Origin of the sequence: Marmoricola sp. RAF53 (assembly GCF_052114005.1) — a bacterium.
Classification (GTDB): domain Bacteria; phylum Actinomycetota; class Actinomycetes; order Propionibacteriales; family Nocardioidaceae; genus Marmoricola.
The window spans coordinates 209844-235356 of the sequence record NZ_JBFRDX010000002.1; the positions used below are offsets into that span (position 1 = coordinate 209844).

General features: G+C 72.7%; 25 protein-coding genes. 7 read left to right on the plus strand and 18 right to left on the minus strand.

Annotated features, from left to right (window positions below; genetic code table 11):
• Positions 1-8 precede the first annotated feature (8 nt).
• Positions 9-1205: a lipid-transfer protein gene (locus AB4Y76_RS02650; RefSeq protein ID WP_441921947.1), complete on the minus strand. Its 1197-nt coding sequence runs from the start codon at positions 1203-1205 to the stop codon at positions 9-11.
• The gene (locus tag AB4Y76_RS02655; RefSeq protein ID WP_441921948.1) at positions 1202-1651 is read right to left on the minus strand and encodes a Zn-ribbon domain-containing OB-fold protein; all 450 of its coding nucleotides are present in this window, start codon (positions 1649-1651) and stop codon (positions 1202-1204) included. Before AB4Y76_RS02655 ends, AB4Y76_RS02650 begins: the two co-directional genes overlap by 4 nt.
• Before the next feature lie 84 nt (positions 1652-1735).
• Here AB4Y76_RS02655 and AB4Y76_RS02660 point away from each other — a divergent pair, with 84 nt between their 5' ends.
• Positions 1736-2575: an adenylate/guanylate cyclase domain-containing protein gene (locus AB4Y76_RS02660; RefSeq protein ID WP_441921949.1), complete on the plus strand. Its 840-nt coding sequence runs from the start codon at positions 1736-1738 to the stop codon at positions 2573-2575.
• A complete protein-coding gene (locus AB4Y76_RS02665) occupies positions 2572-3516 on the plus strand; it encodes an MBL fold metallo-hydrolase (RefSeq protein ID WP_441921950.1) in 945 nt (314 codons plus the stop codon). The genes AB4Y76_RS02660 and AB4Y76_RS02665 overlap by 4 nt, the downstream gene beginning before the upstream one ends.
• A 10-nt stretch (positions 3517-3526) precedes the next feature.
• On the opposite strand, the gene AB4Y76_RS02670 is transcribed toward AB4Y76_RS02665, so the two are convergent.
• The 9 genes from AB4Y76_RS02670 to AB4Y76_RS02710 all read right to left on the minus strand — a co-directional run bounded on the left by AB4Y76_RS02670 (position 3527) and on the right by AB4Y76_RS02710 (position 12529).
• Complete coding sequence (locus AB4Y76_RS02670; RefSeq protein WP_441921951.1) at positions 3527-4210, minus strand: dihydrofolate reductase family protein; 684 nt, start codon at positions 4208-4210, stop codon at positions 3527-3529.
• Positions 4210-4722 (minus strand): hypothetical protein, encoded by a 513-nt coding sequence (locus AB4Y76_RS02675; RefSeq protein ID WP_441921952.1) that lies wholly within the window; start codon positions 4720-4722, stop codon positions 4210-4212. Before AB4Y76_RS02675 ends, AB4Y76_RS02670 begins: the two co-directional genes overlap by 1 nt.
• Positions 4719-5582: a dihydropteroate synthase gene (gene folP / locus AB4Y76_RS02680; RefSeq protein ID WP_441921953.1), complete on the minus strand. Its 864-nt coding sequence runs from the start codon at positions 5580-5582 to the stop codon at positions 4719-4721. The genes AB4Y76_RS02675 and folP overlap by 4 nt, the downstream gene beginning before the upstream one ends.
• Positions 5579-6556, minus strand: a complete 978-nt coding sequence (locus tag AB4Y76_RS02685; RefSeq protein ID WP_441921954.1) for a glucosyl-3-phosphoglycerate synthase — start codon at positions 6554-6556, stop codon at positions 5579-5581. The genes folP and AB4Y76_RS02685 overlap by 4 nt, the downstream gene beginning before the upstream one ends.
• Before the next feature lie 42 nt (positions 6557-6598).
• Positions 6599-7630 carry an alpha/beta hydrolase gene (locus AB4Y76_RS02690; protein ID WP_441921955.1) on the minus strand — a complete coding sequence of 344 codons (1032 nt, stop codon included), beginning with the start codon at positions 7628-7630 and terminating at the stop codon, positions 6599-6601.
• A gap of 87 nt (positions 7631-7717) precedes the next feature.
• Positions 7718-8881, minus strand: coding sequence for a glycosyltransferase (locus AB4Y76_RS02695; protein ID WP_441921956.1), 1164 nt, complete (start codon positions 8879-8881; stop codon positions 7718-7720).
• On the minus strand, positions 8878-10398 hold the full coding sequence (locus AB4Y76_RS02700) for a hypothetical protein (RefSeq protein WP_441921957.1): 1521 nt from the start codon (positions 10396-10398) through the stop codon (positions 8878-8880). Before AB4Y76_RS02700 ends, AB4Y76_RS02695 begins: the two co-directional genes overlap by 4 nt.
• 101 nt (positions 10399-10499) lie before the next feature.
• Complete coding sequence (locus tag AB4Y76_RS02705) at positions 10500-11861, minus strand: HAMP domain-containing sensor histidine kinase (protein WP_441921958.1); 1362 nt, start codon at positions 11859-11861, stop codon at positions 10500-10502.
• A complete protein-coding gene (locus tag AB4Y76_RS02710; protein ID WP_441921959.1) occupies positions 11858-12529 on the minus strand; it encodes a response regulator transcription factor in 672 nt (223 codons plus the stop codon). The genes AB4Y76_RS02705 and AB4Y76_RS02710 overlap by 4 nt, the downstream gene beginning before the upstream one ends.
• 119 nt (positions 12530-12648) lie before the next feature.
• On the opposite strand from AB4Y76_RS02710, the gene AB4Y76_RS02715 reads away from it, so the two are divergent.
• From AB4Y76_RS02715 to AB4Y76_RS02730, 4 genes are all read left to right on the plus strand, one after another.
• Entirely contained in the window at positions 12649-13521 is an 873-nt protein-coding gene (locus tag AB4Y76_RS02715; RefSeq protein ID WP_441921960.1) for an alpha/beta fold hydrolase, read from the plus strand.
• A 114-nt stretch (positions 13522-13635) separates the two neighbouring features.
• Positions 13636-14265, plus strand: a complete 630-nt coding sequence (locus AB4Y76_RS02720; protein ID WP_441921961.1) for a TadE/TadG family type IV pilus assembly protein — start codon at positions 13636-13638, stop codon at positions 14263-14265.
• On the plus strand, positions 14262-16016 hold the full coding sequence (locus AB4Y76_RS02725) for a pilus assembly protein TadG-related protein (RefSeq protein ID WP_441921962.1): 1755 nt from the start codon (positions 14262-14264) through the stop codon (positions 16014-16016). The genes AB4Y76_RS02720 and AB4Y76_RS02725 overlap by 4 nt, the downstream gene beginning before the upstream one ends.
• Before the next feature lie 39 nt (positions 16017-16055).
• A complete protein-coding gene (locus AB4Y76_RS02730; RefSeq protein ID WP_441921963.1) occupies positions 16056-16727 on the plus strand; it encodes a TetR/AcrR family transcriptional regulator in 672 nt (223 codons plus the stop codon).
• Here AB4Y76_RS02730 and AB4Y76_RS02735 read toward each other — a convergent pair.
• Genes AB4Y76_RS02735 through AB4Y76_RS02765 form a run of 7 tightly spaced genes read right to left on the minus strand, consistent with a single transcriptional unit; the run spans position 16705 to position 24521 of the window.
• Complete coding sequence (locus AB4Y76_RS02735) at positions 16705-17331, minus strand: TetR/AcrR family transcriptional regulator (RefSeq protein ID WP_441921964.1); 627 nt, start codon at positions 17329-17331, stop codon at positions 16705-16707. The genes AB4Y76_RS02730 and AB4Y76_RS02735 overlap by 23 nt on opposite strands.
• A gap of 8 nt (positions 17332-17339) precedes the next feature.
• Positions 17340-17981 (minus strand): hypothetical protein, encoded by a 642-nt coding sequence (locus AB4Y76_RS02740; protein WP_441921965.1) that lies wholly within the window; start codon positions 17979-17981, stop codon positions 17340-17342.
• A gap of 4 nt (positions 17982-17985) precedes the next feature.
• The gene (locus AB4Y76_RS02745) at positions 17986-19578 is read right to left on the minus strand and encodes a hypothetical protein (RefSeq protein WP_441921966.1); all 1593 of its coding nucleotides are present in this window, start codon (positions 19576-19578) and stop codon (positions 17986-17988) included.
• A gap of 11 nt (positions 19579-19589) precedes the next feature.
• Positions 19590-20297, minus strand: coding sequence for an ABC transporter ATP-binding protein (locus AB4Y76_RS02750; protein WP_441921967.1), 708 nt, complete (start codon positions 20295-20297; stop codon positions 19590-19592).
• The gene (locus AB4Y76_RS02755) at positions 20294-21049 is read right to left on the minus strand and encodes an ABC transporter ATP-binding protein (protein ID WP_441921968.1); all 756 of its coding nucleotides are present in this window, start codon (positions 21047-21049) and stop codon (positions 20294-20296) included. Before AB4Y76_RS02755 ends, AB4Y76_RS02750 begins: the two co-directional genes overlap by 4 nt.
• Complete coding sequence (locus AB4Y76_RS02760; RefSeq protein ID WP_441921969.1) at positions 21030-23039, minus strand: ABC transporter permease; 2010 nt, start codon at positions 23037-23039, stop codon at positions 21030-21032. The genes AB4Y76_RS02755 and AB4Y76_RS02760 overlap by 20 nt, the downstream gene beginning before the upstream one ends.
• A gap of 6 nt (positions 23040-23045) precedes the next feature.
• Complete coding sequence (locus AB4Y76_RS02765; protein ID WP_441921970.1) at positions 23046-24521, minus strand: ABC transporter substrate-binding protein; 1476 nt, start codon at positions 24519-24521, stop codon at positions 23046-23048.
• Positions 24522-24793: 272 nt separating this feature from the next.
• Here AB4Y76_RS02765 and AB4Y76_RS02770 point away from each other — a divergent pair, with 272 nt between their 5' ends.
• The gene (locus AB4Y76_RS02770) at positions 24794-25513 is read left to right on the plus strand and encodes a hypothetical protein (RefSeq protein ID WP_441921971.1); all 720 of its coding nucleotides are present in this window, start codon (positions 24794-24796) and stop codon (positions 25511-25513) included.

A 25513-nucleotide genomic window follows, 5' to 3' on the forward strand; every position in this document is an offset into this window, starting at 1 on the left:
GGTCACGCTCAGCGCGCGACGATGACCGACGAACCGTGGCCGAAGAGGCCCTGGTTCGCGGTGATGCCCACCCGGGCGCCCTCGACCTGACGACCGTCGGCCTGTCCGCGCAGCTGCCAGGTGAGCTCGCAGACCTGGGCCAGCGCCTGGGCCGGGACGGCCTCGCCGAAGCAGGCCAGCCCGCCGGACGGGTTGACCGGGATCCGGCCGCCGATGGTGGTGTCACCGGCCCGGAGCAGCTGCTCGGCCTCGCCGCGCTTGCACAGCGCCAGGTCCTCGATCCAGTCCAGCTCGAGGGCGGTCGACAGGTCGTAGACCTCGGCCACGTCGACGTCCTCGGGGCCGATCCCGGCCTCCTCGTACGCCGCGTCCGCGATCGACTCCTTGAAGGTGCGCTCCGGGACCCCGACCGCGGCCGAGGAGTCGGTGCTCATCAGCGGCATGTCGATGACGGTGTTCGGGAAGGTCGGGGTGACCGTGGAGATCGCCTTGATCCGCACGTCGCTCAGCCCGTGCTTCCGGGCGTACTCGACCGAGCAGAGGATCACCGCGGCCGCGCCGTCGGAGGTGGCGCAGATGTCGAGCAGGTGCAGCGGGTCGGAGACGATCGCGCTGCTGAGCACGTCGGAGGCCGCGACCTCCTTGCGGTAGCGCGCGTAGGGGTTGTTCAGGCCGTGCCGGGCGTTCTTCACCTTGACCTGGGCGAAGTCCTCCTGGGTGGCGCCGTAGAGGTCCATCCGGCGGCGGGCGTAGAGCGCGAAGTAGCCCGGGTTCGTCATGCCCATGAGGCGGAAGCGCAGCCAGTCCGGGTCGTCCCAGCGCTCGCCGGCGTTCGGGGCCAGGAAGCCCTTCGGGGTGGTGTCGGCGCCGACGACCAGCGCGACCTCGGAGAGGCCGGCCAGGATCCGGGCGCGGGCGGTGTCGAGGGCCTGGGCGCCGGTCGCGCAGGCGGCGTACGAGGTGGCGACGCGGGCGCCGTTCCAGCCGAGCGCCTGGGCGAACGTGGCGCCGGCGACGTACCCGCCGTAGCCGTTGCGGACGGTCTCGCCGCCGACGATCAGGTCGACGTCGGTCCACGGGATCCCGGCGTCGGCCAGGGCCGCGCGGGCGGCGACGACGCCGTACTCGACGAAGTTCTTGCCCCACTTGCCCCAGGGGTGCATGCCGACCCCGGCGATGGCGACGTCGGTGCTGCCGTTGCTCATGCGTTCTCTCCTGCCGTCTTTCCGGCCACGGGGCGCCAGCGCCAGATCGTCCGGTCGCCGGTCTCGTCGGTGTAGAGCGTCTCGACGACCAGCTCGACCTCGTCGCCGACCTTGAGGTCGGTGACGCCGAAGCCGTCGGCCACCTGACCCAGGATCACCAGACCCTCGGGCAGCTCGACCGCGGCGAGCGCGAACGGGACGTAGGGGTCGGTCGCCGGGATGTACGGGGCCGGCGGCTGGTACTGGGCGTCGGTGTAGGACCAGACGCGGCCGCGGCGGGAGAGCTCGGTCTCGGCGAACTCGCTGCCGTCGCACGCCGGGTTCTTGCAGAAGCCGGTGGCCTTCGGGAAGAACACCGTCCCGCAGGACGTGCACTTCGAGCCGAGCAGCGCCGGCTCGGGGCCGGTCGTGAACCAGCCCTCGATGGCCGGGATCGTGGCGGTCATGACGTCCTTCCGACGAAAAGTAGAACAGGTTCTCACTATCTCATGCGCTCCGCGCACCGTCAGCAGGTGTGCCACAGTTCACGCGTGGAGGCGCTCGTCTGGGTCCTGGCCGTCGCCCTGGTCCTCGCCCTGGGCGCGGTGACCGCGCTCGCGCTGCGACTGCGGGAGACCCGCCGCCGGCTCGCCGAGGCCGAGGAGTCGCTGGCCGCCGTCGCCCGCGCTCCCGGCACCCCCGCCCAGCGCGTGGTCAGCGCCGGGCTCAGCGCCGGCACCGCGGTCCGCAGCGTCGTCGAGGCGGTCAACCGGGTCCGCGAGCAGGGCATCGGCGGCATGCTGCTGAGCAGCCTGGAGGACTTCAACCGGTGGGCCGCCGAGCAGCGCACCGCGATCGGGCGGATGGCCGCCGACGACGGCACCGTCTCGATCTTCTTCTCCGACATCGAGAACTCCACGCTGCTGAACACCCAGCTCGGCGACGCCCGCTGGCTCCGCGTCCTCACCGCGCACGACCAGCTGGTCGAGACCTACATCGAGAAGTACCGCGGCCTGATCGTGAAGACGCAGGGCGACGGCCACATGGTCGTCTTCAGCACCCCCGAGCTCGCCCTGCACGCCGCCCTCGACATCCAGCGCGCGCTCGGCGCCAACTGGAACCGGAGCCGGGAGCTGCGCCGGACCCCGATCCGGGTGCGCATCGGTATCCACAGCGGCACAGCGATCGAGCGTGACGGCGACTATTTCGGGCAGAATGTGGCACTCGCAGCGCGGGTCGCCTCCGAGGCGCAGGGCGGCGAGATCCTGGTCACCGGCGAGATCGCCGAGGCGCTCGCCGAGCTCTTCGACTTCACGCCGGCCGAGGCCGTCGAGCTCAAGGGCTTCGAGGGCCAGCACACCTTGTGGCACTGCGAGGGGAGCCGACGTTGAGGTGGAAGCTGGGTCGTCCCGACCTGCGGAAGTACGCCGACCACTTCGACGTGCCCGCCGCCGACGGCAGGCTCGGCGTCACCTTCCTCGGCGTGAGCACCCTGCTGATCGACGACGGCGAGTCCGCGATCCTCACCGACGGCTACTTCAGCCGGCCGCCCCTGCTCGCGGTGGCGCTCGGCCGGATCCGGCCCGAGGAGGACGTGATCGCGGCCTGCCTGGAGCGCGCGCTCGCCCACGGCGGCCCGACGATCCCGCGGATCGACGCCGTGGTCCCGGTGCACAGCCACTTCGACCACGCCCTCGACGCGGGCGTCGTGGCCCGCCGTACCGGGGCGGCGCTGGTCGGCGGCCTCTCGACCGCGAACATCGGCCGGGGCGCCGGGCTCTCCGAGGACCAGATCAACGTGCTGGCCCCCGGGTCCACCTGGACCGGCGGCGCCTGGACGCTCACCCTGGTCGAGGCGCGGCACTGCCCGCCGGACCGGTACCCGGGCACGATCGACGAGCCGGTGCGGCCGCCGGTCAAGGCAGCGGCGTACAAGTGCGGCGAGGCGTGGTCGATCCTGCTCCGGCACCGCGACGGCGCCAGCGCGCTGGTCCAGGGCAGCGCCGGCTTCGTGCCCGGCGCCCTGGTCGGCCGGCGCGCCGACATCGCCTATCTCGGCGTCGGCCAGCTCGGCCTGCAGCCCGAGGACTACCTGGTCGAGTACTGGGCGGAGACCGTCCGCGCCGTCGGCGCGCGTCGGGTCGTCCTGATCCACTGGGACGACTTCTTCTCCCCGCTCCCGATGGCGCCGACCGATCCGCCGCTGCGCGCCGTCCCGTACGCCGGCGACGACCTCGACGTCACCATGCGGGTGTTCACCCGGCTCGCCGAGCAGGACGGGGTCGCGCTCTCCTTCCCGACGGTCTGGCAGCGCGAGGACCCGTGGGCCTGACCAGCGGGATTCAACGGAGCAGGTAGCGGGCGAGGAGCGTGCCGTCCTGCTCGAGGAGGAGGGCGAGGTCGAGGTCGGCGTCGATCGGTTCACCGCGCAGGACCCGGGGGTGGACGCCGGCGATCAGGCGCGGGACCACGGTGAGGGTGAGCTCGTCGGCGGCACCGGAGGCGACCAGGTCGCGCAGCAGGCTCGGCCCGCCCTCCGACAGCACGTCGCGCAGCCCTCGCTCGACCAGGGCCGCCTTCACCGCGGGCAGGTCCACCGCGCTCTCGCCCGCGACGATCACCTGCTCCGCTCCCAGCACGCCCCGCGCGTCGTCGAGTCCCGGCGACGCGGCGCAGGTCGCGAGCAGCACCTTGCCGGGCTCGCAGCCGACGAGCTGCTCGGGGACGCTGCCGGAGTGCGAGACGACCACGATCGGCACCGCGGCCTCCCGGTACCCCTCGGTCCGGGCCGTGCCCGCCCCGACGAGGATCGCATCGCACTCGGCACGGAGCGCGTGGAAGACCACCTTGTCGACGGCGTTGTTGATGGAGCCGCTCCGGCCGCTCTCCCCGGTGGCGGCACCGTCGACCGTGCCGACCATGTTCACCCGCAGCCACGGCAGCCGCGGCGCGCGGTAGAGGTCGGCCAGGTCCGCCGGGGTGGCCCCGCCGGTCCGGCCGCCGAGCGCGTCGATCAGGATCCGCATCAGACCTCCTCCATCTCCCAGCGCACCACCCAGTACTGCACCCCGTACGGGGCATCGTCGTAGTCGACCTGCGCCCGGGCCACCCGGGTCGTGCGGGCCAGCCGGCGCCCGAGCGCGGCCAGCGTCGCCGCGTCGTCGCCCGCCCACAGCTCGGCCGCCAGGTCCAGGTCGAGCCCGGCCAGCGCGTCCAGGTCGCCCGCGGCCAGCGCCGCGCCGACCGCGGCGTCGAACCCGGCCGCCCGCGCGTCGAGGTGGCCCGGCGCCTTCTCGGTCCGGGTCGCCGAGCCGTTCGCGGCCACCAGGATCCCCGGGACCGCGGGATCGGTCCCGCCGAGCAGGTGGTCGACCACCCGCTGGCCCGGGCCGGACCCGGCGATCCCGGCCACCGGACCCTCCTCGGTCAGCCACCCGACCGCGTCGGCGACCGCCGCCCGCAGGTCCGCGACCGGGTCCTCGATCGACGCGTACCTCGGCAGCAGCGCCAGCGTGCTGGGCACCACGACCACCCTCATGCCAGCCCCCTGATCGCGCGCTGCGGCAACCGCCTGCCGGCGATCGTGTTCACCATGTCGACGGTCTGCCGGGTCTCGACGACCTCGTGCACCCGGTAGATCCGGGCGCCGGCGAGCGCGCTGACCGCGGTCGCGGCCAGGGTGCCGGTCAGCCGCTCCCCCACCGGCAGGTCGAGGCTCTCCCCGACGAAGTCCTTGTTGGACAGCGAGACCAGCACCGGCCACCCGGTGGCGACCATCTCGTCGAGGCGCCGGGTCAGCTCCAGCGAGTGGAAGGTGTTCTTCCCGAAGTCGTGCGCCGGGTCGATCACGATGCTCTCCCGCGACACCCCGGCCAGCGCGGCCCGCTCGGCGTACGCGACGGTGTCGGCGATCGCGCTCTTCACCACGTCGTCGTACTCGACCCGGAACGGCCGGGTGCGCGGCGTGGCGCCGCCGGTGTGCGTGCAGATGATCGCGGCGCCGTACTCGGCGGCCACGTCGACCAGCTCCGGGTCCGCGCCGCCCCAGGCGTCGTTGAGCACGTCGGCGCCGGCCTCGCAGACCGCGCGGCCCACCTCGGCGCGCCAGGTGTCGACCGAGATGACGAGGTCCGGGAACGTCTCCCGCACCCGGGCGACGAACCCGACGACGCGGTCCTTCTCCTCGGCGGCGTCGATGAAGGCGCCCGGCGCCGCCTTGATGCCGCCGATGTCGACGATCTCGGCCCCCTGCTCGGCCACCAGGGCGACCCGCTCGAACGCCTTGTCCTCGGCCCAGGTGGCGCCCTTGTCGTAGAAGGAGTCCGGGGTCCGGTTGACGATCGCCATCATCAGGGTGGCGTCGTCGGCGAACTCGTGCCGGCCGAGCTTGAGGGTCATCGTGCGCCTTCCAGGTACGCCGCCGCCGGGGCGCGTTCGGTGAGCGGGACGGCGCGGGTCAGCGGGCCGATCCCGCCGTCCACCGGGTGGTACTGCCGCAAGGTCACGGCGCCGTCGGAGGACGCTGCGGCGGCCGGCGTACCGGTGCGGGCCTGGACCGCCGCCAGGATCTGGGTGGCCATCGCGCCGAGGTCGCGCAGCGCCTGGTGCCGGTGCGCCCGCCGGCCGAGGTCGACCTGGGCGATCGCCCCGGCGCCGCGTTCGCGCAGCGTGTCGATGAGCGCGGTCGTCTCGACGGCGTACCCGGTCGGCACGCTCAGCGTGGCGAACAGCTCGCGGCGCACGGCCCACTCTCCGGCCAGCGGCTGCACCAACCCGGCGAGCTCGGGGAAGAGCAGGTTGAGCAGCGGGCGGGCGACCAGCTCGGTGACCCGGCCGCCCTCGTAGGCGGCGCTGTCGTCCACCGCACCGGCGCCGTCGTCCTGCAGCAGCGGCCGCTCGTAGAAGCCCTTGACCAGCACCACCTCGGGCCGGGTCAGCAGCGGCCCGAGCAGCCCGGGCACGAAGTGGGTGTCCCAGTCCAGCAGGTCCGCGTCCATGAAGACGAGCAGGTCGCCCGAGGTCACGAACAGCGACTTCCACATCGCCTCGCCCTTGCCGGGCACCGACCCGAGGTCGGGTCGGATCTCGGCGGACCGGTGCACGACCGCTCCGGCGTCGCTGGCGACCGCGTAGGTGTCGTCGGTCGAGTCGGAGTCGATCACCACGATCTCGTCGAGGAGGTCGGTCGTCTCCACCAGCGCCTCCCGGACCCGGGTGACGACGTCGCCGACGGTCGCGGCCTCGTTGCGCGCCGGGACGACCAGGCTCACGGACAGACCGGTGCCGGCCTTCGCCGCGACCAGGTCCGCGAGGGTGTGGTCACGCCACGAAGAGGTGTTCGTGGCGAACCAGGAGTCGACGGTGCCGGGCACGTAGCGAGGCTAGCGGGGGGCCGTGCGCCGCCAGCGGGCCGGTCAGGCCTCGAGCGCCCAGAGGCTGTCCGGCGCGACCGCGTCGACGAAGTCGGCGATCTCGTCGAGCGCCTGGTCCGCCTCCGGGAGCAGCCCGGCAGCGGCCTGGAAGACGTGCACCTGGTGGTCCCAGACCTGGAGCTCGACGTCGACGCCGGCGTCGGTGAGCGCCTGGGCCATCGAGACCGAGTCGGGGTAGACCATCTCGGCCGAGCTCGCCTGGATCAGGGACGGCGGCAGCTCGTGCAGCGCGGCGCGCGAGGGCGCCTCGGGGAGCACGACGGCCTCGCCGGCGCGGAGCGAGGCCCGCAGCACCACCTGGCCGAGGCCCTCGAAGCAGTGCGACGGGAACAGCGCGCAGGTCTCCGCCGACGGCGCGGCCACCTTCACGGTGCCGTCGAAGTCGATCAGCGGCGACATCGCGACCAGCCCGGCCGGCATCGGCAGGCCGGCCTGCTGCGCGGCCAGCGCCAGCTGGAAGGTCAGGTAGCCGCCGGCCGAGTCGCCCATCACGACGACCTTGGAGGCCGGCACGCCGGACTCGAGCACGTGCCGGTAGGCGTCGAGCGCGTCGGCGATCGAGGAGCTCACCGGGTGCTTGGGGAGCTGGCGGTACTCGACCGCGACCACCCGGGCACGGGTCCGCTCGGCGATCCGGGACATCAGCTGGCGGTGCAGGAAGCGACCGCCGACGACGAACGCGCCGCCGTGCAGGTAGACGACCACGCGGTCCTCGACCGACGGGGTGGACAGCACCTCCGCCTTGCAGTGCGGCAGGTCGATCCGCTCGTAGGTGGTCCCGGAGACCGGCTTCATCGCCAGGCCGACGTAGTCGACCAGGAAGTAGGGCCACGGCAGCAGCGGCACGTGGGACCAGAACCCGATGAACGGCTTCACGGTGCTGCGGAGCCCGTGGGCGAGCAGGTCCGAGCGGAATCCACCGCCTCCGAACCGGGTGACGCGCACCGGCTTCGGAGCGGGAACGACGCTGAGACGACCCCGCTCGCGCGGGAGCAGTCGTGTCTGGGCACCCATCGGGACACCTCGCTCGGGATCTGGGAGGACCTTGCTCCAGGACAGATCGACCAGGGCGGGCCGATCCTGACCGAAACTCGTTGAAATCTACACGGGGCGGGTGTCGAGATCTTGGTCCCGGAGCACAGGTCGAGGCGTTTTCTTGGGCTGGGCGAACACAAACCGGCGGTAGCTCCAGAACCGGAACGCGGTGCCGAGCGCCATCCCGACCACGTTCGCCGAGATGTTGTCGGCCAGCCGGCTGGTCAGGCCGAGCAGGTCGTGCGAGATCACCAGGGTGACCACGGAGAAGCCGAAGCCGATCACGTTGAACAGGACGAACAGGCCGATCTCGTGACGGCGGTCCCGGTCCGAGGATCCGCGCCAGGTGAAGGTCCGGTTCCCGACATAGGTGACCGCCATCGCGACAACCACCGCCACGGTGCGCGCGAACGCCGGGTCGATCGAGGCGAACGGCTGGTGGGAGCGGAAGAAGTTGAACGCCGCGACGTCGACGACGTACCCGACGCCGCCGACCAGGAGGAAGGTCAGCACCTCCCCGAACCGCCACAGCAGCACCCGGGCGAGCGCCTCGCGGGCGATCGAGCCGGACATCTTCGAGGTGCCGTCCACCCGGTCGGTGAAGGTGATCGGCACCTCCCGGATGCGCAGGCCGGCCTCCCGGGCCCGCCAGGTGTTCTCGATCTGGAAGGAGTAGCCCTCCGACTCCGACTCCAGCACCCGGATGGCGACCAGGGCGTCGCGCCGGAAGGCCTTGAACCCGGCCGTGTTGTCCCGGACCCCGGTGCGCAGCAGCGCCCGCACGTAGACGTTCCCGCCCCAGGACAGCAGCCGCCGGCGCCAGTCCCAGTTCTCGGTGCCGCCGCCGGCGACGTAGCGCGAACCGATCGCGACGTCGGCGTCGTCGAGCGCCCGGAAGAGCGCGTCCAGCCGCTCCGGCGGGTGCGAGAAGTCCGCGTCCATCTGGGCGACCCGGTCGTAGCCGCGGACCAGCGCCCAGCTGAACCCGGCCCGGTACGCCGCCCCGAGGCCGGACTTCCCGGCGCGCTCGAGCAGGTGCACCCGCGAGCCGAAGGCGCGGTGGCCGCGGACCAGCGCGGCGGTCCCGTCCGGGCTGCCGTCGTCGACGACCAGCACGTCGGCGTACGGGACGGCGGCGGCGAGGACGTCGAGCAGCCGGGTGATGTTCGCTGCCTCGTCGTACGTCGGCACCACGACGAGGCAGCGGCCGTCGACCGGCGGCGCGGTCACGGGAGCACCGTCCCGGCGCAGCGCCCGTCCTGGTCCACCGGGGGCCGGGCGAGGTCCCGGCGCAGGTAGACGGTCCGGCCGCAGACCTCGCCGATCACCCGGTACCGCTGCTCGATCACGGTCATCGCGCCGTGCTCGGCGAGCCGGGCGACCGTGCCGGGCCCCCGGACGACGACCCAGGTCGGCGCCGCGGAGCCGCCGAGCACGCCGCGGAGCCGGGCCATGTCGGGGTCGAGGGTGCGCGAGGGCAGGCTCCACAGGTAGGCGTACGGCGAGCTCATCCCGGTCGTGCGCAGGATGTCCGCGTCCCCGAACAGCGAGACCAGCGTGTCGCCGGGCCGGGCCGAGTCCTCGATCGCGTGGCCGACCGTCGAGCCGGGCGTCGGCGTGGGGTGCAGCACCACCACGGTGGCCGCGACCAGGGCGGAGGTGACGACCAGGCCGGCGAGCACCCGGAGCAGCCCGAGGGCGCGCAGCGACAGCGCCCCCGCGGCGAGCGCGACCACCGGGACCGACTCGATCAGGTAGTGCAGCCAGTAGCTGCCGCCGGCGACCACCGAGAACGTCACCCACGCACCCGTGGCGACCACCGCCCAGACGACCTCCGGGAACCGGCTGCGCCAGACCCCGCGGACGGCGAACGCCGCCAGGACCGCGGGCGCCAGGCTGAGCAGGAAGGCGAGCCAGAGCCGGTGCAGCCGGACGGCCGCGGTGTCCGACGTGCTCGCCGCGATCACCTTCGCGGCCTCGACCCGGAAGGGGTAGGTCGCCTCGTAGACCCCGGCCGGCGAGGTGCCGTGCGCCAGCGCGACCAGCATCACCGCGGCGTAGGCGAGCGCGCCGCCGAGCAGGGCGAGCACGGCGAGGTCGCGGAGCCGCCGGCCGCCGATCCGGTGCAGCCGCCAGGCCAGCAGCCAGCAGACCGTCGCGAACACGAGGACGTCGACCATGTTCTGCTTGACCAGGAGCGCGGCCACGGCGGTGAAGCCGGTGAGCAGCCCGGCACCGCGGGCCAGCAGCAGGTCCTCGGCCAGGACCGCCTCCACCGCGGCGCGGATCCCGAGCGCGACCAGCGGCAGCGCGAGCAGCTCGCCGTTGACGTCGATCGCCCCGTAGAGCGGGGTCACCAGCAGCGCGGCGGCGATGACCGCGGTCCAGCCGGCGGCCCGGCGGCCGAAGACCCGCAGCGAGGTCGAGGAGAGCAGGAGGACCGCGGCCGCGGCGGCCAGGATCCCGATGATCCGCAGGCTCAGCAGCCCGCCGGTGGCGTCGGCGACCTTGAAGATCGCGATCAGCAGCGGCGGCCGGTCGACCCAGTAGTCGCCGTACAGCGACGTCCCGCCGGCACGCCACTGGCCCGCCACCACCAGGAACCCGCCCTCGTCCGGGGAGCCGCCGCCGCGGATCTCGAGCAGGCGGACCAGGACCAGCGCGGCCAGCGCGATCGGCACGGAGTCCGGGTAGCGGCGCCGCCGCCGGGTGCGGGGGGCTGGAGCGGTCCCGAGCGAAGTCGTCACAGCACGAACATGACCCCAGTCCGCTGAACCAAACCTGAACGGAGCACCGCGGGGCGGTGACGGCTCTGACCCCGCCCCGGTCCCGCTCGGCTCCCGGCGGCTCATTCGGTCGCCGGCAGGCGCACGATCAGCCGGGCACCCCCTGCCGGCGCTTCCTCGGCGCGGACGTCGCCGCCGGCCCCCTCGACCACGGAACGCACGATGGCCAGGCCGAGGCCGGTGCCGCCGGCGTCGCGGTCCCGGGCGTCGTCGAGCCGGATGAACCGCTCGAAGACCGCCTCGCGCTGGTCGGAGGGGATCCCGTTGCCGTCGTCGTCGACCCGGAGCAGCACCCGGCCGTCCTTCTCCGCCAGGCTCACCCGGACCTCGCTGCGGGCGTGCCGGACCGCGTTGCTGAGCAGGTTGCCGACCACCTGGGCCAGCAGCAGCGGGTTGCCCCGGGTGCGGCCGGCGCCGACCGCGGAGGCGTCGATGGTGACGTGCGCGGGCGCCGTGGCCCGGGCGCGGGTCACCTCGGCCAGCACGAGGTCGTCGACGTCGACGTCCTCGACCGGCTGCTCGGCCGCGGACTCGACCCGGGCGAGCAGCAGCAGGGTGCTGACCAGGTCCTCCAGCCGCAGGCTCTCGGCGAGGACGTCGTCGGCGAGCCGCTGCACGTCGAACCGGTCCGGGTGAGCGCGGGCGACCTCGGCGCTCTGCCGGATCACCGCGAGCGGGGTGCGCAGCTCGTGGGAGGCGTCGGAGACGAACTGGCGCTGCCGCTCCTGACCCTCGTCGATCCGGTCGAGCATCTCGTTGAGGGTCCGGGCCAGGCGCGGGACCTCGTCGCTGCCGGCCGGCACCGCCAGGCGGCGGCGCAGGTGGGTCGCGGTGATGGTGCTGGCCTCCTCGCGCATCACCTCGACCGGGCGGAGTGCGCGGCCGACGCTGACCCAGACGACGACGGCGAGGGCGAGCACCACGAGGGTGACCGCGACCGCGAGCACGCCCGCGGCCTCCGCCCGGGTCTCGTCGCGGGTCTCGGTGGAGCGGCCGACGACGATCCGGTCGACGCCGGACGCGGCCCGGGCGGCGGCGCCGGCGTCGACGGCCACGAGGGTGAACTTGTCCTGGAGTCCGCCGACGACGGCCGTCCCGGTGACCCCGGTCCGGGTGCGGAGCGGTTCGCCGGTCAGCTCGGGCCGATCGCTGGCGACCACCGTTCCGTCGGGGCCGACGAGCTGGACCACGACGTCGTGGCGGCCGGTCGTGGCCGCCGCCGCCGGCTTCACCCCGCTCGCCAGCTGGGCGTCGATCGCCTGGGCGTCCTGGCGCGCCGAGGAGACCAGGCCCTGCCCGATGCTGTGCCCGATCGCGAGCACGACCAGGACCGAGCCGGCGACGGTCACCAGCAGGACGAAGAGGGTGGCGACGGCGGTGATCCGGACCCGCATCGAGGACGCGGCGCGCTCCAGCAGGCTCACCGGGTGCCGATCCGGTAGCCGAGCCCGCGGACCGTCGCGATGTCCTCGCGGTCGAAGGCGCGGTCGACCTTGCGGCGCAGCCGGGCGATGTACACCTCGACGATGTTCGGGTCACCCTCGAAGCCGTAGTCCCAGACGTTCTCCAGGATCTCCGCCTTGGTGACCACGGTCGTCGCCCGGCGCATCAGGAAGTGGAGCAGCGCGAACTCGCGCGCGGTGAGGTCGATGCCGACGTCGCCGCGCCGGACCTGCTTGGACGCCGGGTCGAGGACCAGGTCGCCGAGGACCAGGTTGGTCGGCCGCTCGGCGACTCCCCGGCGGAGCAGCGACCGGAGCCGGGCCAGCAGGACCTGGAAGGAGAACGGCTTGGTGACGTAGTCGTCGGCGCCGGTGTCGAGCGCCTCGACCTGGTCCCACTCGCCGTCCTTCGCGGTCAGCATCAGGATGGGCGTCCAGTTCTCCTCGGCACGGAGCGTCTCGCACACCTTGTAGCCGTTGAGGACCGGCAGCATGATGTCGAGCAGGATCGCGTCGTAGGCGTTCTCCTGGGCGTACCAGAGGCCCTCGCCCCCGTCGTGCGCGACGTCGACGGCGAACCCCTCGGCCTCGAGGCCGGTCCGCAGTGCCGCGGCGAGGCGCTTCTCGTCCTCGACGACCAGGATCCGCATGGGCCGAGTCTCACACGTCGGCACCCGCCGGTGCAGGCACGTTCAGCGGCGGTTCAGGCTGCGTGTTCGTCCAGCGCGTTCCTCCTGCGCCGCCGCCGCCGACCCGCCAGGATGTGCGCATGCGCCAGACGACCATCGACCTCGACGCGGTCTCGCTGCGGGCACTGCAGTGGGGACCGAAGGCGGGGCCGCTCGCGGTGCTGCTGCACGGCTTCCCGGACACCGCGCACACCTGGCGCCACCTCGGCCCGCAGCTGGCCGAGGACGGCTGGCGGGTGGTGGCGCCGTTCACCCGCGGCTACGCGCCCTCGACCGTGCCCTCCGACGGGAGCGGCCACGTGGCCGCCCTGATGGACGACGCGGTCGGCGTGCACCGGGCGCTCGGGGGCGACGAGCGCGCCGTCCTGGTCGGGCACGACTGGGGCGCGATCACCGCGAACGCGCTCGCGGCGCACGCCGACAGCCCGTTCGCCCGGGTGGCGTCGCTGGCGGTGCCGCCGTTCCTGTCCCTGCAGACGCCGCGCAGCCTGCGGTTCCTGCCGCGCCAGCTCCGCAACAGCTGGTACATCGCGTTCAACCAGCTCCCCCGCCTGCCCGAGCGTCGCGCCGAGGACCTGGTCCGCAAGCTCTGGGCCGACTGGTCCCCCGGGTACGACGCCGCCGCGGACCTGCCCGCCGTCCTGGAGGCGCTCGGCACCCCCGCCCACCGGCGCGCGGTCTTCGGGTACTACCGGAACCTGGTCCGGCCGTGGCCGCGGGTGCCGGAGCCGTACCGCCGCTGGCAGGGCGCGGAGATGCGGCTGCCGGTGGTCCCGACGCTCTACCTGCACGGCGACCAGGACGGCTGCCTCGATCCGCGGCTGGCGTCGCTGGTCGGACCGGGCCTCCCCGACGGCAGCGAGGTGCACGTCGTCGCGAACGCCGGACACTTCCTCCAGCTCGAGCAGCCCGAGGAGGTCGGGCGCCTGGTGCGGTCGTTCGTGGGGCCGTGAGCAGGTCCTGAACCCGGGTCCTGGGGTCCCCGGGACCTAGGTCACTGAAAATATGCCTGTATGGCCCGCTTTGTCCGTTTTGGGATACTCTCCTGGCGGGCAGGGAGGCCACACATGAGGCGTGCACGGAGCAGGAACGAGCGGGGAGCGATCGCTGTCGAAGCAGCGATCGTCGTGCCCCTGCTCGTCGTGCTCATGTTCGGCGTCGTCGAGATCGCCCTGATGATGCGCGACTCGGTCGCGGTCTCCAGCTCGGTCCGCACCGGCAGCCGGATCGCCTCGGCGTCCGCCGGGGCCGGTCCGGGCACCTGCCAGGCGAGCTCGAACCCACCGCCCTGCTCGCCGGCCACCGTGCCGGCGTTCGCGCAGGCGGCGGCGGACTCGATCCAGCGCGCCGGCAGCGCGATGCCGAAGGACAGCATCAGCTGGGTGATGATCTACGAGGCCAACACCGCCGGCTACCCGCTCCCGGCGGGCAACGCGAAGCTGGTCTGCCAGACCAACTGCGTCACCTACGTGTGGGACCAGGCGCTCGACCGGTTCCGCTACCAGTCGGGCACCTGGGCCTCGACCTCGGTCAACGCCTGCGTCAACGACCCGCTGCAGACCTCGGTCGGCGTCGCGATGCTCGCGCAGCACAAGTCCGTCACCGGGTTCATCGGCTCGGTGTCGCTCTCCGAGCGGTCGGTGATGCGGTTCGAGCCGCTGCCGACCGAGCAGTGCAAGGCGAACACGCACCAATGAGGTGGACCGGCAGGCGTCGCCGCGACGAGCGCGGCATCGCGTCGCTCCTCGTGGCCGTCTTCGCGGCCACCGCCTTCATGCCGCTGGCCGCGCTCGGGGTCGACGTCGCCCGCCTCTACCTCGAGGGCGAGCGGGTCCAGATCGCCGCCGACGCCGCCGCGCTCGCCGGGGTGACCTCGCTCCCCGGCGACATGGACTCCGCCACCTCCCAGGCGCTGACCGTCGCCGCCCGCAACGGTTTCGCCGACGGCGGCAACAACGGCAACATCGACGTGGTGGTCGAGACCGGCCAGCGGCGCACGCAGCTGAAGGTCACCATCACCTCCCGGATCCCGAACGCGTTCGGCAACACCTTCGGCATCGGCACGGGCACCGTCACCCGCGTCGCCGTGGCGGACTACAACGGCCCGGCGCCGATGGGCAGCCCGTGCAACACCCTCGGCAACGAGCCCGACGGCACCCCGGGCGCTCCCCCCGTCCTGAGCCAGCTGGCGGTCCCGACCGGCGCCTCCTGCCCGCGGTACCCGCAGTTCTGGAGCACGATCGAGGGCCCCGGCGTGTACAAGACCCAGGGCGACCGGTTCTCGACCCGGACCTGCAAGGGCAACGAGGACGGCTGCACCGGCTCGACCAACTCCGAGTTCCGGCCGGAGGGCTACGTCTACATCATCCGGGTCGCCCCGGAGGCCGTCGGCTCCACGATGAAGGTCCAGCTCTACGACCCGGCGTACGTGGCCACCGGCACCCGCTGCACGGTCGCGCCGACGGGCACGCTCCTCGGGCTCAACATGAACCCGTTCACCACCCTCGACGGCCTGACCCGGTACGCCCTCACCCTGTCCGGGCAGGCCCCGAACCAGTTCTGCGCCGGCGACGACCCGAACAGCGGCAACCGAGTCGGCTCGAGCGAGGTCGGCACCGTGACCTCGTTCGGGCTCCGCGCGCCGCAGGACAACCAGCGCCCCTTCGAGGCGACCCCGGTCGCCGGGTGCGCGCGCCAGTACCCCGGGTACACGACGTCGCAGGTGACCGCCAACGCGCTCACTCTCGGCAAGTCGGGCTACAACGCCTCCCTGGCGGCCGTCTTCCACGAGTGGGTGACCCTGTGCACCTTCACCCCGACCATCGCCGGCGACTACTACCTCCAGGTGCGCAGCAACGTCGCCCTCGGCGGCAGCTCCGACGGGGCCGGCGGCTACACCGGCAGCACCAAGGTCTACACCCAGAACGGCGACGACACCACGGTCAAGGGCAACGGCACCAACATGTTCGCGATCCGCGCGATCTCGACCCAGGCCAAGTCGGTCTCCGTCGCGGGCTGGGACCGGATGTCGATCTTCGCCAACAGCGACGCGGCCACGTCGACCTTCAACCTCATCCGGGTCCTGCCCGCGGCGGCGACCAAGGTCCTCGACTTCAGCTTCTTCGACGCCGGTGACGCCGCCTCCAACGGCACCATCAAGATCCTGCCCCCGGTCGAGACCGGCGGGTCGTTCACCGGGTGCACCGGGGCCGGCAAGGTCAACGGGACGTTGAGCAATTGCCAGATCACCGGGATCAACAGCACCAACGGCTGGGACGGCAAGACCCAGCACATCGAGGTGCCGATCCCGGCCGGGTACACCTGCAACGACGCCAGCGCCGGCGGCTGCTGGTTCCGCGTCCAGGTCAGCTTCGGCAGCGGCACGGTCACCGACGTGACCACCTGGAACGCCGAGGTCGTCGGCGAACCGGTCCGGCTGATCCAGTAGCGCCCACCAGGAACGGCACGCGGGGGTAGGTTCAGCGGGATGACCCGCACCGACGAGCCGCCTGCCCAGCGCCGGACGCAGGCACAGCGCCGCGCCGACAGCGAGCGCCGGCTCCTGGACGCCTCCGCCGAGCTGATCGTCGAGCAGGGACTGGAGAACACCTCGCTGGCCGACATCGGCCGGCGAGCCGGGGCCAGCCACGCGGCCGTGAACCACCGGTTCGGCTCCAAGGACGAGCTCGTCGACCGGCTCATCGACAAGGCCGCGCAGCGGTACAGCGAGATCGCCCGCGCGCGCATCGGCCACCTCGACGGCCTGGACGCGGTCCTCGAGCTCGGCGCCCTCTACCTCGACATGGTCGACGGGCCGGACCCGCTCGGCCGGGTCCACGTCGTGCTCTGGAGCGAGGCGATCGCGCACACCGCGGAGCGGCGGGCCGCGCACCTGGACTGGGACCGCCGGTTCCGGCGGGTGTACGCCGCGCTGCTCCGGGTGGGCATCGAGGAGGGCAGCGTGGATCCCCGGATCCACGTCGAGGAAGTCGCGCTGAGCATCGTCGGCACGGTCCGAGGGATCGCGATGCAGCTCCTCCTCGATCCCGACCACGCCGACCTGGCGGTGGCCCAGGCGACGTTGCGCGCGCTGGTCCACAGCGCCGTCGCCGCGCCGGCCGACGCCGCCGCGGAGCTCAGGCCGCCAGCATCCGGGTGAGGTGGTCGAGCACCGCCGACCGGGTCCGCGTGGTCGCGGTCTCCGGGTCCATCATCAGCTGCAGCGCGACCCCGCGGAGCAACCCGACCACGACCGTGGCCATCGCGTCCGGGTCCACGTCGTCGCGGACCGACCCGTCCGCGGCCGCGTCCCGGATCAGCTGGGCGAAGGCGGAGCGGAAGTAGCGGTCCCAGGTGACCCGGGAGGACCGCCGCTCGGAGGCCCGCGAGACCGCCTCCGTCCACACCACCAGGTGCACCCGGCCGAGCGGGTCCGGGGCCTGCACCAGGTCGAGGTACGTGTCCGCGACGATGCGCAGCGCCGCGAGCCCGCGGGTGCTGCCCACCGCGGTCACCGTCCGGCTGGTGAAGAGCCGCACGGCCTCGGTGTTGAGCCGCTCGACGAGCGCCTCCTTCGACCCGAACCGGTGGTGCACCAGGCCGTGGCTGTAGCCGGCGACCCGGCCGATCTCGGCCAGCGACGTGCCCTCGATGCCGCGCTCGACGACCAGGGCCGCGGCCGCGTCCAGCAACCGGCGCTCACTCTCGGCGCGACGCTCCGCCTGGGTGCGTCGCGGCCGGACCGCGGTCGTCGAGGTGCTCACGGGAGCGATTATTGACGGCAGAGCCTGCAGGGGGTCAGCCCGGGGGCGTCCGGACCGGCCGGACGGAGGTCGTCGCGCCCGGCGACCAGGTCGCAGTCCGCACGGTGCACGGTGGTGCCGTTGCCGGCGACGACCAGGACCGCACCGGCGTCGCGGGGACGCGGCGGCGCGGCGGCCGCCCGGACCCCGCCGTTGCCACCGTTGGCCCCGTTGCCGTTGGCGACCGGTGCCTGCTGGACCTGCTCGGCCATGGCGGTGTTGTGCGAGACCGCGTCGGCCAGCAGCAGCAGCGTCTCGGAGAGCTGGCGCTGGGCGTCCTTCTGGTCCGCGGCGATCCGGGCCAGCCAGGAGCTGAAGTAGAGGAAGCCGCCCGCGAAGGTGATGCCGAGACCGAGGATGCCGCCGGAGACGATGTAGGCGTTCTGGTCGTAGACGTACGGCGTGTGCGCGACGCCGTACCAGCCGAGCCCGATCACGATCAGGCCGGCCGGCAGCAGCACCGCGCCGGCGATGAAGAGCACCAGGTGCAGGGTCGCCTGCGGGTTGCTGCGCAGCGGGGCGGTGCCGTCGCGGCTGCCGGCCCGCGGCAGCACCTGCGGGGCGGGATGCGCCTGAACGGCGGGGATCGACTGCGTGTGCTGGATCGTCATGGGGTCATGCCTTCCTCAGGTCGGGGATGCCGGCCTTGAGGCCGTGGGTGCAGGCGGCTGCGCCGCCGCCGAACAGGACGCCGCCGGCGTTGCGCAGGTACCAGGCCACTCCCGCGGCGAGCAGCAGCCCGCCGAGGATCAGCCACATCGGCACGCTGCCCAACGGGGGCAGGCCCTTGACGTGCGCGGCCGGGTTGAACTGCGTGTTCGTGAGCGGGTTCTCGCCGCCGGTCGCCGCCGGCGGGATCTCCCCGGCGCTGGTGGGCACGTCGCCCGCGCCGGTCCCGGTGGTGCCGGTGCCGGTCCCGGTGGTGCCGGTCCCGGTGCCGGCGTCCGTGGCGGGGGTGTCGGTGCTGCCCCCGCTCATGTCGATCGCCGGGACGACGGTGGCCGCGGTCCGGGACTCGCCCAGGTGCAGCACCATCTTGGGGGCGATCGTGTTCAGCGAGAGCAGCAGGCCCTTGAGGATCGCGGCCTGGCCGGGGAGGTCCGGCAGGCCGTTGACGAGGGCGTCGAGCGGGAGGCTCGGCAGCAGCGCGCGCAGCGGCTTGAGGTCGATGGTGATCCGGAGGGCCTCGGCGTCGATCGAGCCGGTGAGCCCGTCCTTCTTCACCACCGGGTCCGGCGTCTCGATGGTGATGCCGAGCTTGGTGAGCAGGCCACCGACGGTGCTGCCGAGGTTCGGGATCGGGGTCGTCGAGCCGGCCGCGGTGAACCCGGAAGGCCCGTAGGAGAACTTCTGGCCGGCGATCGTCATACCGCCGATGTCCACGGTCTGGGAGGTCTTCGCGCCGCCCTCGAGGGTCGCCGAGGTCTTCGTGACCACGTTGACGCCGGTGAGCTTGACCAGGCCGAGGAGCAGCCGCAGCTCGCCGATCCGGCTGGTCGAGGTCGCGACCACGTTCTGGCCGTCGTAGTCGGAGGAGGAGACGCTGGTCATGCCGTCGAAGTCGACCAGGGTCGCCAGCGGGCCGAGCATCGCGGTGCCGCCCAGCGGGGTGTCGGCGTTGCCGGACTTCGTACCGCCCAGCACCCCGGTCAGCGCGCCGAGGTCGCCGCTGAGCAGCCCGGTGAGCGGGTTGGTGGAGGTGGTCTTGGTGTCGCCGGCGTCGCCGTCGCCGATGTCCGAACCGGTGTAGCCGACCCGGGAGACGGTCCGCTTGGCGCCGGCGTCGGTGCGCCCGACCATGCCCGGGAAGAACTCCTGGGCCTGCTGGGTGGTGTCCCCGGGGTAGCCGGCGTTGGCCTGGACCGGGTAGCCGTTGCCGGTCAGGAAGGCGGGCAGGCCGAGCTGCTCGCCGAAGGTCTTCAGGCCCTCGCCCACGCCCGGTCCCGGCCACAGCGCCGAGGCACGGGCGGTGGTGGTCGGACCCGAGTCGGCCAGCACCCGGGTGTAGGAGAAGTCGAACTCGGCCTGCGGGTCCGTCGGGATCGGGATCGCCGGCTCGAAGATCTCCAGCTTCAGCGGCGAGGCCGTCGCCATCGTCGAGAAGCCGCCGTAGTCGGAGGCAGAGACCTCGGCGTGCGCGGGCGCCAGCGGCAGCGCCGCCACCGCCAGGCCCAGACCCAGCGCCGCGATCGGCAGTCGTCGGTTCATGCTCGTCCCCCTCATGCGGCACCACCCAGGATCACGTCGGCCATGATCGTGTTGATCTCCTCCGGCTCGCCGGTGGCCACGATCCGGCCGCCGGTCATCACCGCCGCGTAGTCGCTGATCTTCAGCGCCGTCCGCGCGAACTGCTCCACGACCAGGATCGAGACGCCGCTGGCCGCGATCCGGCCGACGGTCTCGTAGAGCTCCTCGACGATCAGCGGCGCCAGGCCCATCGAGAGCTCGTCGAGCAGCAGCAGCGCCGGGTCCGAGGTCAGCGCCCGGGCCATCGCCAGCATCTGCTGCTCGCCGCCCGACATCGTGCCGGCCAGCTGGTAGCGGCGCTCGTGCAGCCGCGGGAAGTAGGAGTAGGCGGTGTCGAAGACCTGGTTGGCCGCGACGCCGGCGTACGACATCAGCAGCAGGTTCTCCTCGACCGTGAGGTTCGGGAACACGCTGCGGCCCTCGGGCACGGTGATCAGGCCGACCCGGGCCAGGTCGTCCGGCTTCGCGCCGGTGACGTGCACCCCGCCGAGGTGGATGTCGCCGGAGGTCTGGGTCATCTGGCCCGAGATCACCTTGAGCAGCGTGGACTTGCCGGCGCCGTTCGGGCCGAGCAGCGCGACCACGGCGCCCTTGGGCACCGACAGGTTCACCCCGCGCAGCACCTCGATGCGCCCGTACGCCGCGCGCAGGTCGACGATCTCCAGGATCGGGACACTCATGCGACACCTTCTTCGTCGTCGGCGTAGCCGAGGTAGGCCTTCTGGACCACCGGGTCGACCCGGATCTCCGCCGGGGTGCCGCGGGCGATGATCGACCCGAAGTCGAGGACGTGGATGTCCTGGCAGACGTTCATCACCAGGTCCATGTCGTGCTCGACCATGAGGATCGTGCGGCCCTCGGCGGCCAGCTCCTGGAGCAGCTCGCCGAACGCCACGGTCTCGGACTCGTCCAGTCCCGAGGACGGCTCGTCGAGGAGCAGCAGCCGCGGGTCGCAGGCCAGCGCGCGGGCCAGCTCCAGCAGCCGCGCGGTGCCGGTCGGGATCGAGTCGGCGCGCTCCTTGGCGTGCTCGGCGATCCCCACCCGCTCCAGCAGCGCCGCGATCTCCAGGTCGGCCGACCCGTCGACCACGCGGAGGAACCCCTTCACGCCGTCGTGGATGTCCAGCGCGGTGCGGACGTTGTCCTCGACGGTCAGCGAGCCGAACGCCTCCAGCCGCTGGAAGGTGCGGCCGATCCCGGCCCGCGCCCGGCGGTGCACCGGCATCCGGCTGATGTCCTTGCCGTCGAGCAGCACCCGGCCCGAGGTCGGCGTCTGCAGGCCGGTGACGACGTTGAAGGTGGTGGTCTTGCCGGCTCCGTTCGGGCCGATCAGCCCGGTGATGGTGCCGGCCTCGACCTCGAAGTTGGCGTGGTTGACGGCGGTCACGCCGCCGAACTGGACGACGACGTCGTCAACGTGCAGCAAGGACATCGTCCGCCTCCTCGGTCAGCGCGGGCAGCTCGTCGGCGGTCGCGGCCCCGGACGGTCCAGCCGCCCCGACCGGCTCCTCTTCCTCGGGCTCCTCGCGGAGCAGCAGCGCCATGCCCGGGAAACGCTCGGCCAGCCACGGGTAGAGCCAGTTCATGATCCAGCCGGGGATCTGGAACAGCTTGTTGGCCAGGCCGTTCGGGTCCCGGGCCAGCAGCACCGCGCCGACGCCGAGGACGACGAAGAGCAGGCCGGCGACGTCCGGGTGGTCGGACTGGGCGACCGGGAGGTACATCATGAACACGCCGCCGAGCAGCGCGCCGGTCACCGAGGTGACGCCCCAGACGACCGCCATCAGCAGGACCAGCAGGCTCTGGAAGTAGAGGAAGTCGTTGGCCACGATGGTGCCGCGCAGGCCGGCGAAGAGCGCCCCGGCGAGCCCGGCGATGGCCGCGGACCCGGCGAAGACGCCGACCCGCACCCAGCGGTGGTCCAGGCCCAGCGTGCCGACGGCGGCCTGGCTGTCGCGCATCGCGACCAGGACCCGGCCGAGCCGACCGCGGCGGACCGCGAGCACGACGAACGCGACGATCACGAACATGACCGTCATCAGCACCGTGTAGGTGCCGGTCCCCTCGGCCTTCCAGCCCAGGATCGAGAGCCGGTCGGCGTTCAGGGCGTTGCCGATCTCGAAGGCCAGCGAGGACGAGAAGACCAGCTTGTCCATCAGCTGGGCGAACGCCAGCGTCGCCAGCGCGAGGTAGAGGCCGGTCAGCCGGAGCACCGGGATCGCCACGAGCGCGCCGACCGCGGCCGCGATCATCGTCGCGGCCAGCAGGCCGAACAGGTTCGGCTCGTCGAGCTTGGCGTAGGCGACCGCGCCGACACCGGCGAAGGTCACCTGGGCCAGCGAGACGAAACCGCCGAAGCCGGTGAGCACGACCAGGGAGAGCATCACGATCGCGTAGGTCATCGCGGTGCCTGCCAGCAGCAGGTTCTTCTCGCTCAGCGAGACCGAGAGCAGCACCATGAAGACGATCAGCGCGCCGCCCCAGCCGGCCGCCTTGCCCCAGCTCGGCACCGGCGCGGACACGATGCCCTTGACCTGGCCGATCCGCAGCGGGGCCTGCGGGAGCAGGACCAGGATGATGAAGAGGAAGACCGTCGGGATGACCGCCGGGAGGCCGGTGACCTTGTCCGCGAACGGGATGTTCGGCAGGTAGCCGACGACGTAGGCCTGGGCCAGCCCGAGCGACATCGCGCCCAGGTAGGTCATCGGCAGGCTGGTGAGCTTGCCGAGCATCGCGGCGGCGTACGCGGAGATGACCAGCAGGGTCAGGTCGTAGTACTGCAGCCCGATCTCCGCGGCCAGCAGGATGCCCGCGAGCGCGGCCAGCAGGCAGCCGATCGCCCAGGACAGACCGGCGACCAGGTCGGGGCGGCCGCCGTACAGGCGGAGCAGCAGCGGGTTGTCGACCGAGGCCCGCATCGCGGTGCCGATCCGGGTCCGGGTCAGCAGCGCCGCCAGCAGGAGCGCCACGATCGCGGAGACGATGATCGTGATCACCTGGTGCCACGGCATCTGGTTGTCGCCGAGGTGCAGGAAGTGGCCGTCGAAGAACTTCGGGATCACCCGGGCGTCGGTCGGCCAGACCTGCGTGGCGACACCGATCAGCGCCACCAGGAGACCGACGGTCACCACGAGGGACACGCCGATCGGGGCGTTGCCGAGGTCGCGGACGACGACGCGCTGGAGGAAGAACCCGAACGCCGGCGCGAGCAGCAGCAGCACCACGATCATCGCCAGCCAGGCCGGCATTCCCTGCTTCTGGGACAGGTCCCAGTAGACGAACGCGAACACCATCCCGATCGCACCGTGCGCGATGTTGAAGACCCGGGTGGTGCTGTAGGTCAGGACCAGTCCGCTGGCCATGATCGCGTACGCCGCGCCGGTGAACAGCCCGGTCAGCGTGTAGGAGAAGAAGGCACTCATCGTCCGCTACGGCTTCGTCTGGCCGGCGCAGAGGTAGGACGTGCCGCCGAACGGCACGAACTTGCCACCCTGGACCTGCATGTAGCGGATGCAGGAGGGCGCGTGCTTCGTGCCGACCTCCATCGGGCCGTGCGCCCCGCCGCCGGTCCAGTTGCTGATCGGCCGGATCGCCGCGATCAGCGAGGCCCGGTTGAGCTTGCCGCCGAGCGCGATCGACTTCTCCACGAAGAGCTTCATCGCGGACCAGGCGAACAGGCCGAAGAAGGTCGGCTGGGCGCCGGGCGAGACCTGCTGGAGCCACTTGCGGTACAGGTTCATCTCCGGCTGGTTGGAGTCCAGCGGCAGGAAGTTGATGAACATGTAGGCGCCCTCGACGGCCGAGCCGCCGGACTTCAGGAAGCCCGGGTCGTAGACCGACGGGTCGTACATCAGGACCTTGGGCTTGAAGCCGGCCGACTGCATCGCCTGGGCCATCCGGACCGACTGCTGGTACGCGCCGAGGAACTGGACGAACTCCACGCCCTTGCTCTTCATCTGCTGCACGTAGGGGCCGTAGTTGAACTCGGCCACGTCGATCGGGGAGGTGTAGATCCAGTTCATGCCGCGCTTCTTGCCGACCGCGATCTGGGACTTGCCGTTCTCGGCCGCCGCGCCGGCGTTCAGGTAGAGGAACGCGGCCTTCTGGGTCGCCGCCTTCTCGCGCTTGACCCAGAAGTCGTAGACACCGTTGCTGTACTCGCCGTCGCGGCCGGTGGCCTGGACGCCGAAGCAGGTGCTGCAGTCGTTGCGGGCGCCGGTGACGGCCGCGGCGCGGATGTCCGGCAGGCCGCAGGCCTGAGCGGTCCGGGCGCCGCCGGAGTCGAAGGCCGACATCGAGCCGACGGTGGCGAAGACCTTGTCGCACATCTTCGTGTACGCGGCCTGGTCGGCGCCGGCGTCGGTGCGCGAGTCGTCGGTGACCAGGGCCAGCTTGCGACCGCAGATGCTCGAGGTGCTGTTGAAGTAGTTCATGTACGCCCGGGTCGCCTGCTGGGCGCCGGTGAACAGACCGGGGACGGGACCGCTCAGGTCCGAGGAGTTGCCGATGGTGATCGTCGAGTCGGTGATGCCGGTGCCGTTCTTGAATCCGGTACACGAACCCGCCTTGACACCGGTGCCGGCCGGGGCGGTGCTGCCACCTCCGGTGCTGCCGCCGCCGGTGCTGCCGCCTCCGGTGCTGCCACCGCCGGTGCTGCCGCCTCCGGTGCTGCCACCGCCGGTGCTGCCGCCTCCGGTGCTGCCGCCGCCGGTGCTGGCGCCCGGGTCGTTCACGGTGCCGGCGCCCGGGTCGGTGACGGTGCTGCCGTCACCGGTCGGGGTGGTCGAGCCACCGCCGCCGGAGCTGTTCGCGATGCCGGCCGCCTGGTTGTTCGCGCTGACGACCTGGTCGGGCTTCAGCGTGGATCCGCCGCAGGCGGCAGGGACGACCAGCGCCACGGCCACGAGGACCGCTCCTGCCGTTCGTCGTGCCCGGACAGAGCTCCGAACGGAACTCGCAACGCTTCGCACAGCGGGTACTCCTGACGCCAGTTCTTCCGGTGAGGACGAACAGAAAGTAGATGTGCATCACATAACTGAGCAAGAGCCCGAAGGTTACTTTCTGAAACAAGTTCTACTTGAATTTCTGTGACGGCGCCCACAAAACCGGACATCTCGGATATGCCCGGCGTTCACCGCCCGGATGCCACCCCCGGGCGGCAGGCATACTTCCGCCCATGTCGGTGCGCGCCTCCCTGTCGCTGCGCTGGGCGCGCGCCGCGACGCTCGGCGTCGTCGCCCTCGGCACCGGCACCGTCGCCCACCTCGGCGCCGACGGGCTCCTGCCCGGACCCACCGGCCTGGTCGTGCTCGCCGCCCTCTGCACCGCACTCGCGGCCGCGTTCCTCGGCAGGGAAGCGTCGGCGGCCCGGCTGGTCGTCCTCGTCGTCGGCGGCCAGACCCTGGTGCACACCGGCCTGGCCGCGATGGCCGGCCACCGCGGCGACCCGGTCACCACCGCGGCGGCCACGCCACGAGTGGCGCCGGCCCCGCTGCCCGGCCCGCGCACCGGCTCCTACTACGAGCAGTGGGCCCAGTCCCGCCCCGGGGCAGGCGAGGTCGAGCCCGTCGTCCCGGCCTGGCTGCTGCACGCGTTCGCGGACCTCGCCGGGCACCCGGCGATGGCGCTCGCGCACGTCCTCGCCGCCGTCGCCGTCGGCCTCTGGCTCGCGGTCGGCGAGCGCGCGCTCTGGGCCGTGCTGGTGCTGACCGCGGCCCTCGCCGTCGCCCTGGTACGCCGGCTGCACGACGCCCTGACCGGCGAGCCGGTGGCCGTGCCCGTGCCCGGGGCGGCCGCGCGCCGGGCGGCGTACGCGCGCCTGCTGGTCCCCCGCCGTCCCGCCTGGTCGCACCCCCTCACCCGCCGCGGCCCGCCCGCACTCCTTACCGCAGCCTGA

Coding starts and splice junctions, on each gene's coding strand:
- AB4Y76_RS02650 (WP_441921947.1), bottom strand. CDS start 1,205: ATGAGCAACGGCAGCACCGACGTCGCCATCGCCGGGGTCGGCATGCAC.
- AB4Y76_RS02655 (WP_441921948.1), bottom strand. CDS start 1,651: ATGACCGCCACGATCCCGGCCATCGAGGGCTGGTTCACGACCGGCCCC.
- AB4Y76_RS02670 (WP_441921951.1), bottom strand. CDS start 4,210: ATGCGGATCCTGATCGACGCGCTCGGCGGCCGGACCGGCGGGGCCACC.
- AB4Y76_RS02675 (WP_441921952.1), bottom strand. CDS start 4,722: ATGAGGGTGGTCGTGGTGCCCAGCACGCTGGCGCTGCTGCCGAGGTAC.
- folP (WP_441921953.1), bottom strand. CDS start 5,582: ATGACCCTCAAGCTCGGCCGGCACGAGTTCGCCGACGACGCCACCCTG.
- AB4Y76_RS02690 (WP_441921955.1), bottom strand. CDS start 7,630: ATGGGTGCCCAGACACGACTGCTCCCGCGCGAGCGGGGTCGTCTCAGC.
- AB4Y76_RS02710 (WP_441921959.1), bottom strand. CDS start 12,529: ATGCGGATCCTGGTCGTCGAGGACGAGAAGCGCCTCGCCGCGGCACTG.
- AB4Y76_RS02715 (WP_441921960.1), top strand. CDS start 12,649: ATGCGCCAGACGACCATCGACCTCGACGCGGTCTCGCTGCGGGCACTG.
- AB4Y76_RS02720 (WP_441921961.1), top strand. CDS start 13,636: ATGAGGCGTGCACGGAGCAGGAACGAGCGGGGAGCGATCGCTGTCGAA.
- AB4Y76_RS02725 (WP_441921962.1), top strand. CDS start 14,262: ATGAGGTGGACCGGCAGGCGTCGCCGCGACGAGCGCGGCATCGCGTCG.
- AB4Y76_RS02730 (WP_441921963.1), top strand. CDS start 16,056: ATGACCCGCACCGACGAGCCGCCTGCCCAGCGCCGGACGCAGGCACAG.
- AB4Y76_RS02740 (WP_441921965.1), bottom strand. CDS start 17,981: ATGACGATCCAGCACACGCAGTCGATCCCCGCCGTTCAGGCGCATCCC.
- AB4Y76_RS02745 (WP_441921966.1), bottom strand. CDS start 19,578: ATGAACCGACGACTGCCGATCGCGGCGCTGGGTCTGGGCCTGGCGGTG.
- AB4Y76_RS02750 (WP_441921967.1), bottom strand. CDS start 20,297: ATGAGTGTCCCGATCCTGGAGATCGTCGACCTGCGCGCGGCGTACGGG.
- AB4Y76_RS02755 (WP_441921968.1), bottom strand. CDS start 21,049: ATGTCCTTGCTGCACGTTGACGACGTCGTCGTCCAGTTCGGCGGCGTG.
- AB4Y76_RS02760 (WP_441921969.1), bottom strand. CDS start 23,039: ATGAGTGCCTTCTTCTCCTACACGCTGACCGGGCTGTTCACCGGCGCG.
- AB4Y76_RS02770 (WP_441921971.1), top strand. CDS start 24,794: ATGTCGGTGCGCGCCTCCCTGTCGCTGCGCTGGGCGCGCGCCGCGACG.